The 6,281-nt window shown below is 34.0% G+C and carries 6 protein-coding genes; all 6 read right to left on the minus strand.

Going from position 1 to position 6,281, the window contains the following annotated elements; all coding sequences use genetic code 11:
• Nucleotides 1-375 precede the first annotated feature (375 nt).
• Nucleotides 376-1,626 (minus strand): ACP S-malonyltransferase, encoded by a 1,251-nt coding sequence (locus EFT72_RS18730; protein WP_124068437.1) that lies wholly within the window; start codon nt 1,624-1,626, stop codon nt 376-378.
• An 80-nt stretch (nt 1,627-1,706) separates the two neighbouring features.
• Nucleotides 1,707-1,946: a phosphopantetheine-binding protein gene (locus EFT72_RS18735; protein WP_124068438.1), complete on the minus strand. Its 240-nt coding sequence runs from the start codon at nt 1,944-1,946 to the stop codon at nt 1,707-1,709.
• Nucleotides 1,947-1,965: 19 nt separating this feature from the next.
• Nucleotides 1,966-2,262 carry a 3-hydroxyacyl-CoA dehydrogenase family protein gene (locus EFT72_RS18740; protein ID WP_124068439.1) on the minus strand — a complete coding sequence of 99 codons (297 nt, stop codon included), beginning with the start codon at nt 2,260-2,262 and terminating at the stop codon, nt 1,966-1,968.
• Nucleotides 2,177-3,988 (minus strand): ABC transporter ATP-binding protein, encoded by a 1,812-nt coding sequence (locus tag EFT72_RS18745; RefSeq protein ID WP_124068440.1) that lies wholly within the window; start codon nt 3,986-3,988, stop codon nt 2,177-2,179. The genes EFT72_RS18740 and EFT72_RS18745 overlap by 86 nt, the downstream gene beginning before the upstream one ends.
• Nucleotides 3,985-5,766 (minus strand): ABC transporter ATP-binding protein, encoded by a 1,782-nt coding sequence (locus EFT72_RS18750; protein WP_124068441.1) that lies wholly within the window; start codon nt 5,764-5,766, stop codon nt 3,985-3,987. The genes EFT72_RS18745 and EFT72_RS18750 overlap by 4 nt, the downstream gene beginning before the upstream one ends.
• A 54-nt stretch (nt 5,767-5,820) precedes the next feature.
• Nucleotides 5,821-6,078 carry an acyl carrier protein gene (locus tag EFT72_RS18755; RefSeq protein ID WP_124068442.1) on the minus strand — a complete coding sequence of 86 codons (258 nt, stop codon included), beginning with the start codon at nt 6,076-6,078 and terminating at the stop codon, nt 5,821-5,823.
• Nucleotides 6,079-6,281: the final 203 nt, after the last annotated feature.

A 6,281-nucleotide genomic window follows, 5' to 3' on the forward strand; every position in this document is an offset into this window, starting at 1 on the left:
GTTGTTGAGTTCATAGACAGTCCTCCTATAGATGTCAAAAAAGTTGAGGTTAACTTTTTTGATTTAATGAGCCTATTATCTCAGATACATAGAAAGAAATCTACGCATTCACTATGGAGCGTTTACTATTAAACCCCTAGTTCTGATACAGAACTAGAGGTTATTCCTACTATCCAACTATTTGACTCTATCTACAATTTCTAATTTGTTTCATTTTTAATATCTATATATTGTGGAATTTCACTTTCTTCCCCCTTATATTCTAGTATTTGAACATCTTGAGTTTGTTTGTATTTCTCAAATCCCATCATAGAATATGTTACAGACATAATACGATTACGCTCAGTATATCCCTATCTAATTAGAATTAAACAGTTACGATATATATAATGGTTTTTGTATGTCAGATTTTAATTCATACAATTTATTTGTTTCATCTAAAAGCATATATATATCATTATTAATCTCTTCAAAAGACAATTTTTTTAGTGATAAAGTTTCTATAAGAGTCTTTAGAGCCTCTTTTTGCTCAACTATTTCAAGTTGTCTTGTTTTTTCTTTCTCATGAAGTACTTGTAAATCCTTATAATTTGACATAATTTTATTAAGATCTAATTTCTCTTGGCTTCCATTAATTGTTGTCGCAATAAACCTTAAGCAGCTGCCCACAAAATATATTTTTTCCTTACAAACACTATCGACTTTAGCAATCTCTTCTAAATCGGCTCTATGCTTTTTAATTCCATAACATAAGGTTTTAACATCAGGAAATAGGTTGAAATCTGAAGTAAGGATTTTGGGGCTCATCTCAATTGTCATTGTCACTCCATGATCATGTAACACTTTCATACTGTCAGACCATAACACAGGATTTGTTAATTGTTCCGACATAAGATATGGTATGTTTTGTTCGATTCTATTGGATTTTCCTGTATAATTTGTTATTACAGGAATGCGCATTTTTTTATATTGAATAGTAGATAAATAATTAAATAACTCAGCTTTAGCAGCATTCATAATTGGGCTATGTATTGGAGGGCTGAATGGTAAATCCGTGATAACACCTTGTTTATTAATTATCTCGTCCTCCACAACATTCAATTCTTCATTGTAACCGCTTAAGGCAAATTGTTCCTTTGAGTTATAACAAGAGATGAATACCTTATCATTAAGATGTAGCGTTTGTATAATATTTTCAATATCAGATTGTTGTAATCTTTCTACAATTGCCATTCTTCCTATCTTTTGATTTACTATACGTTCAACTACCGATCCTCGTTTCAATAATACTTTAATAGCATCTGACAAAGAGATTGCTCCTGCACAAACCAAAGCTGCATATTCACCAATACTATGTCCTAATACATATTGTGGAGCAATCCCATACTTTTCATTAAAAGATCTCCATATTGCAATCTCAGTGGTAACAACAGCTATCTGCATATTCGTAAATCTACTTAATTCTAATGGAGAACTTTCCAAACATAGCTTACTTACGTCCTTATTACAAGCTTCACTAGCTTCACTGTATACATTTCTGGCAACCTTATAATTTTCGTAAAAATACTCACCCATTTTTAAAAACTGAGAACCTTGTCCAGCAAATAAAAAAGCTAAATTATTCATGTAGCTTACCTTTCTAACTATGTTCTAATTTACAATCTGCATATTGAACGTAGATTAGAATATAGTTTTGACTGCATCAATTACAGTTTTTTAAATATATAGTTACTTATTCCGTTTATAGTATGAAACTGTTCACTACCTAAAACATCATCATCGACACTTAATTCAAACTCTTTCTCAATAAAAACAATTAATTGCATTACTGTTAAGGAATTAATAAACTCCATTGTCCTTATATCTTGCTCAGAATCAATGTCCTTATGTCGAGACACATTCTCAAAAAAATTGATAATCTTATTTTTAATTTCTTCTCTTCCCATTAGTTTTATCTCCTATCATTTAATTATATTCATAAAATCCTTCACCAAATTTTCTTCCTAATAAACTAGCATCAACAACCATCTTTTTTAGCAATGGACAACATCTGAATTTTGGATCTTGATAACTCTTATATAATACATCGAAAGAATTTACTACCGTATTTAACCCAATTAAATCCGCGGTTTCTAATGGTCCCATTTTATGTCCATAGCATTTTCTAAAAATTTCCTCATACAACAGGCGTCGCAGTATTCTTAATATCCGATCTTTCATACCACTGTGCTTGCGCCTCCCACATGATTGCATACTTGCCATGACGTGAAATCAACTCGTCATGTGTTCCAATATCAACAATCTGGCCACGATCCATAACAACAATACGATCGGCCAATTTGGCAGAACCAAGGCGATGCGTTACCACGATAGCACATTTCCCCTCAGCCAGTTGTTTAAATTGTTTATAGATTTTTGTTTCTTCAATTGGATCAATAGCGGAAGTTGGTTCATCCAATACAATAAAATGATTGTCGCGATATAGTCCCCTCGCAATTGCAACACGTTGCCATTGTCCTCCAGAGAGATCAATTCCGTCAAACTCAGGAGAAACCATGTCATCTAGTTTTATATTTCCCATTTCAAAATCTGCTTCGGATAAAGCAAAAGAAATCCTTGTTTGATCAGTTTCGATTGAAAGATTACTAATAGCAACATTTTCTTTCAAGGTCATTTTATAGCGTTGATATTTCTGGAATACACCGGAGATATTCTTGTATACAGATGCTGGGGAGCTTAATGTAGTATCTACTCCACCAAGGAACACCTTTCCACTAGAGGGCGTGTAAATTCCAGTCAAAAGACGTACAAGTGTACTTTTTCCGGCCCCGTTTTCACCAACGATTGCAATTGTCTCCCCATTTTCAATATTTAGAGTTACGTTTGCAATGGCAGGTTCTTCTCTGCCAGGATATTTGAAAGAAATGTCTTTTGCATAAATACCTTTTCTAAAATCTGTAGTTGCCTGTTTTCCACTTCGTTCAGGCATATCGTACAATCGTATGAAATTGATAACCTTACCGATATCACGATTCATATTTCCGATGTGTTTCTTGATGATCTCTTGCATAATAGCAAATATCTGAGAAAGAGCAGAAAACACAGCTGCGAACATCCCAACAGTAATCTCTCCTGACATCGTTGCAGTAAATAACATATATACGGTAAGAGCCATACCAACAAATGTTGTAAAATCTAACAAGAGCTGCAATAATGCAGTTTTACGTTCTGCTTTCCATATCTTATCAGTTAGCAATTTCATCGTTTCTTCAAATAGATTGTAGAAAAACTGAAAAACACCCAGAATACGGGTTTCCTTAAAATACTCGCGATCACAAATTGCTTTTTGGTAATATTCATATTCTCGCCTAAGTGGAGCACTTTGCTCTTCAAGCTTAGTAAATACTTTTACATGGATCGTCTGAGCTAGCATCGCAGGTATAAAAGCCAAAAGTAGTGTTAAGATCAGCATAGGTTTTAATTGAAACAGATAAATCCCAATCGCTAAAAAATAGACCCCATAGAAACTGACGCAGACAAATACAATCATGCAAAACATAGTAATTGCACGGATCCCCTCTTTTGCTTTATTCAGATCATCTAAAAAATCGGTATCTTCAAAATATATAGGATCGATACATCCCAGTTTTTTGTGAATTAATTCTGTAAGTTTTCCTGCCGATTTTGGTAAAAGAATCCCTGTTCCATGAAAGTTTTGCACTCCATTGATAATCTGCTGACCAAAGGTGACCGTCCCTAATATAAACAACGGAATTAAGCAATCCATAAAACCTGCATCACCCATTGCGGCTTTGGATATGGCATCAAATAGATGTTGGGTTGCTACGACCGTAAGCGCAAAGGACAATCCATTCATAACAGCTAGTATATTTTCAATTATGCAGTTCCAAGGGGCCGATTTAAACTGTATTGGAATAATTCGAAATATAACGTTTAATAAAGAATACTCTTCCTTTTTTTTATTCATTGATACCACTCCCTTTGTGATTCAAACATATCCGCATACTGTCCTTTTTGTGCCATTAATCGTTCATGTGTGCCTCTTTCAACGATTTTCCCCGCATCGATGACTAATATCTCATCTGCTAATTTGGTCGAACCAAGACGATGACTAATAAACACTGTCGTTTTATCATTCATCAATTTTTCAAATTCACTATATAGCAAACTTTCGCTGATTGGATCAAGCGCGGACGTTGGCTCGTCGAGTATTCGTATGGGAGCCTGACTAAAGAGAGATCTAGCAATTGCAATGCGCTGCCATTGCCCACCTGAAATATCCTGTCCGTCTTTTCTAATTTTGCCTAGCGGAGTATTGATACCGTCCTTTAAATTGTGCATTGTCTCTTCCAAACCTGCTAATTGAGCAGCCTTTTGCTCATTTCCTTTGGCATGTATATTACCAAGTGATATGTTGTCTTTCATACTTATGTAATATTTAGCAAAATCCTGATATACCACAGAAAACATTGCTTTAAGTGAACTAGCAGAGTATTTGCTTAGTTCTATCCCATTTATCAGTATTTCCCCCTCATAATCAGTATATAATCCAGTTAATAGTTTGATAATTGTAGTTTTGCCTGCACCATTTGTACCAACAAATGCATAATGACGTCCAGCTTTTAGTTGAAAAGACAAACCATCCAGCGTATACTTTTCACTATTCGGATAGTGAAAACAAACATTACGAAATTCCAATAAATCAATGGATATAGGGTTTACATCTGGTTTTTCTAATGCACCTTTGGTTTCGCTTAGTGTAACAAATTGGGTTAAGTCTTTCATATATTCGCTTACACGTGAAATACTCTCCAGAGAACGTGACATCTGAAATCCCAATTTTTGTATCATACCGAACACAGCGCTGATAATACCCATAAACATACCGGCGGTTATCTGACCATGTAAGACAGGGCCAATCAATGTAAGTGCGATCATTAAAGAAATCAGCGCCAAAAGCATACTAGAGCCTTTCGTAATTAAGAACATTTTAGACGTAACTTTTACTTGTAGTTTTCTGCCTGTCTGATATTGCTCCTGCCATTTGTGATTGATGTTTTCACTGTATCCAAATAAAGTACGCTCATCCATATTATCTCGCCCAGTTAGCACTTCACCCAAATAATTCGTACGCCGATTGAATTTTTCTGCTTCGCATTCTGCTTGATAATTCTTTTTCCCAGCACGCATTGATAACCAAAACATTGGTACTGAAAATGCAAAAATAATCAATGCCGCCCACCATACCTGTGTCACAATTAAAAGTAAAACAGAGAAGATAGATACTATGATTTGGATAAACTGTATCAATGCATCCATACCATCCATAATCGATTTTACTGGATCTCTAGATACACGTGAAATCAGCTCCCAACTCTTTTCATTTTCAATATGTTTATAATCAATAGCCGCATAGGTCTGAACAAAAGAAGGCTTCAACTTGCGCTGAAGAGTCACACTAATCCTTGAACTAGCCATTTTTGCAAAAACACCAATCATGTTTACCACGCCTAGTGTGATTAGCAATAAAGCTAATGAAGGATAGATATCGCTTTTAGGACGTATATGATTCAGTATGCCAGTAGCTGTATCTACAAATTCAGCTGTAACCATAGCCATTACCGCTGTCTGCATGATAGATTGAGAAATTGACAAGAATAACTCTAATACCGTACAGATCGGTGACGCTTTAAATGGTAATTTTAATGTATCGTATGATTTGTATTTTTTCTTCACAAATGTCACTTTATCATCTCATTTCCAATAATTTTATGTATTGGTACTCGCCATAGACATTTCTCATACTTGTTTTAATCCATCTACATATTTCTGCGTTATTAAATATATTGCATTAATTGTATTCATTTTCTCCAATATTAAGTATTCATCATCAAATTCAAATCCATATTTTTCTTCAATTTCTACAATTAATTTTATAAATAATAAAGAATTAATTTCAAAAGTTGACAAATCAGCTTCGATATTATATTTATCTATAGTAGATCCAGTTAGTTTATTTAATGTTTCACACATAAAACAATAAAATTCATTATTCATTTTTCAATATTCATCCTTTCTTGACTTGAATTAGTTACAGTGTCCGTTACTTAAAAATTAATCGTTTCATAAAATTCCTCCTCGTATAATAAGTTTGTAAGCAAAAAATATTGCTTTCAGACTTATTCTTTTTTATAAGTATAGTGGTAAGGACATCTCTGAGGATTCCCCCTCTTCCAATTCCCATCTATACAGTCAATCGT

Source organism: Clostridium sp. E02, from assembly GCF_003833015.1.
In the GTDB taxonomy this organism is placed as follows: Bacteria; Bacillota; Clostridia; order Lachnospirales; family Lachnospiraceae; genus Lacrimispora.

Excerpts from the sequence above, each read along its gene's own strand:
- EFT72_RS18730 (WP_124068437.1), bottom strand. The coding sequence starts at position 1,626 with ATGAATAATTTAGCTTTTTTATTTGCTGGACAAGGTTCTCAGTTTTTA.
- EFT72_RS18735 (WP_124068438.1), bottom strand. The coding sequence starts at position 1,946 with ATGGGAAGAGAAGAAATTAAAAATAAGATTATCAATTTTTTTGAGAAT.
- EFT72_RS18740 (WP_124068439.1), bottom strand. The coding sequence starts at position 2,262 with ATGGCAAGTATGCAATCATGTGGGAGGCGCAAGCACAGTGGTATGAAA.
- EFT72_RS18745 (WP_124068440.1), bottom strand. The coding sequence starts at position 3,988 with ATGAATAAAAAAAAGGAAGAGTATTCTTTATTAAACGTTATATTTCGA.
- EFT72_RS18755 (WP_124068442.1), bottom strand. The coding sequence starts at position 6,078 with ATGAATAATGAATTTTATTGTTTTATGTGTGAAACATTAAATAAACTA.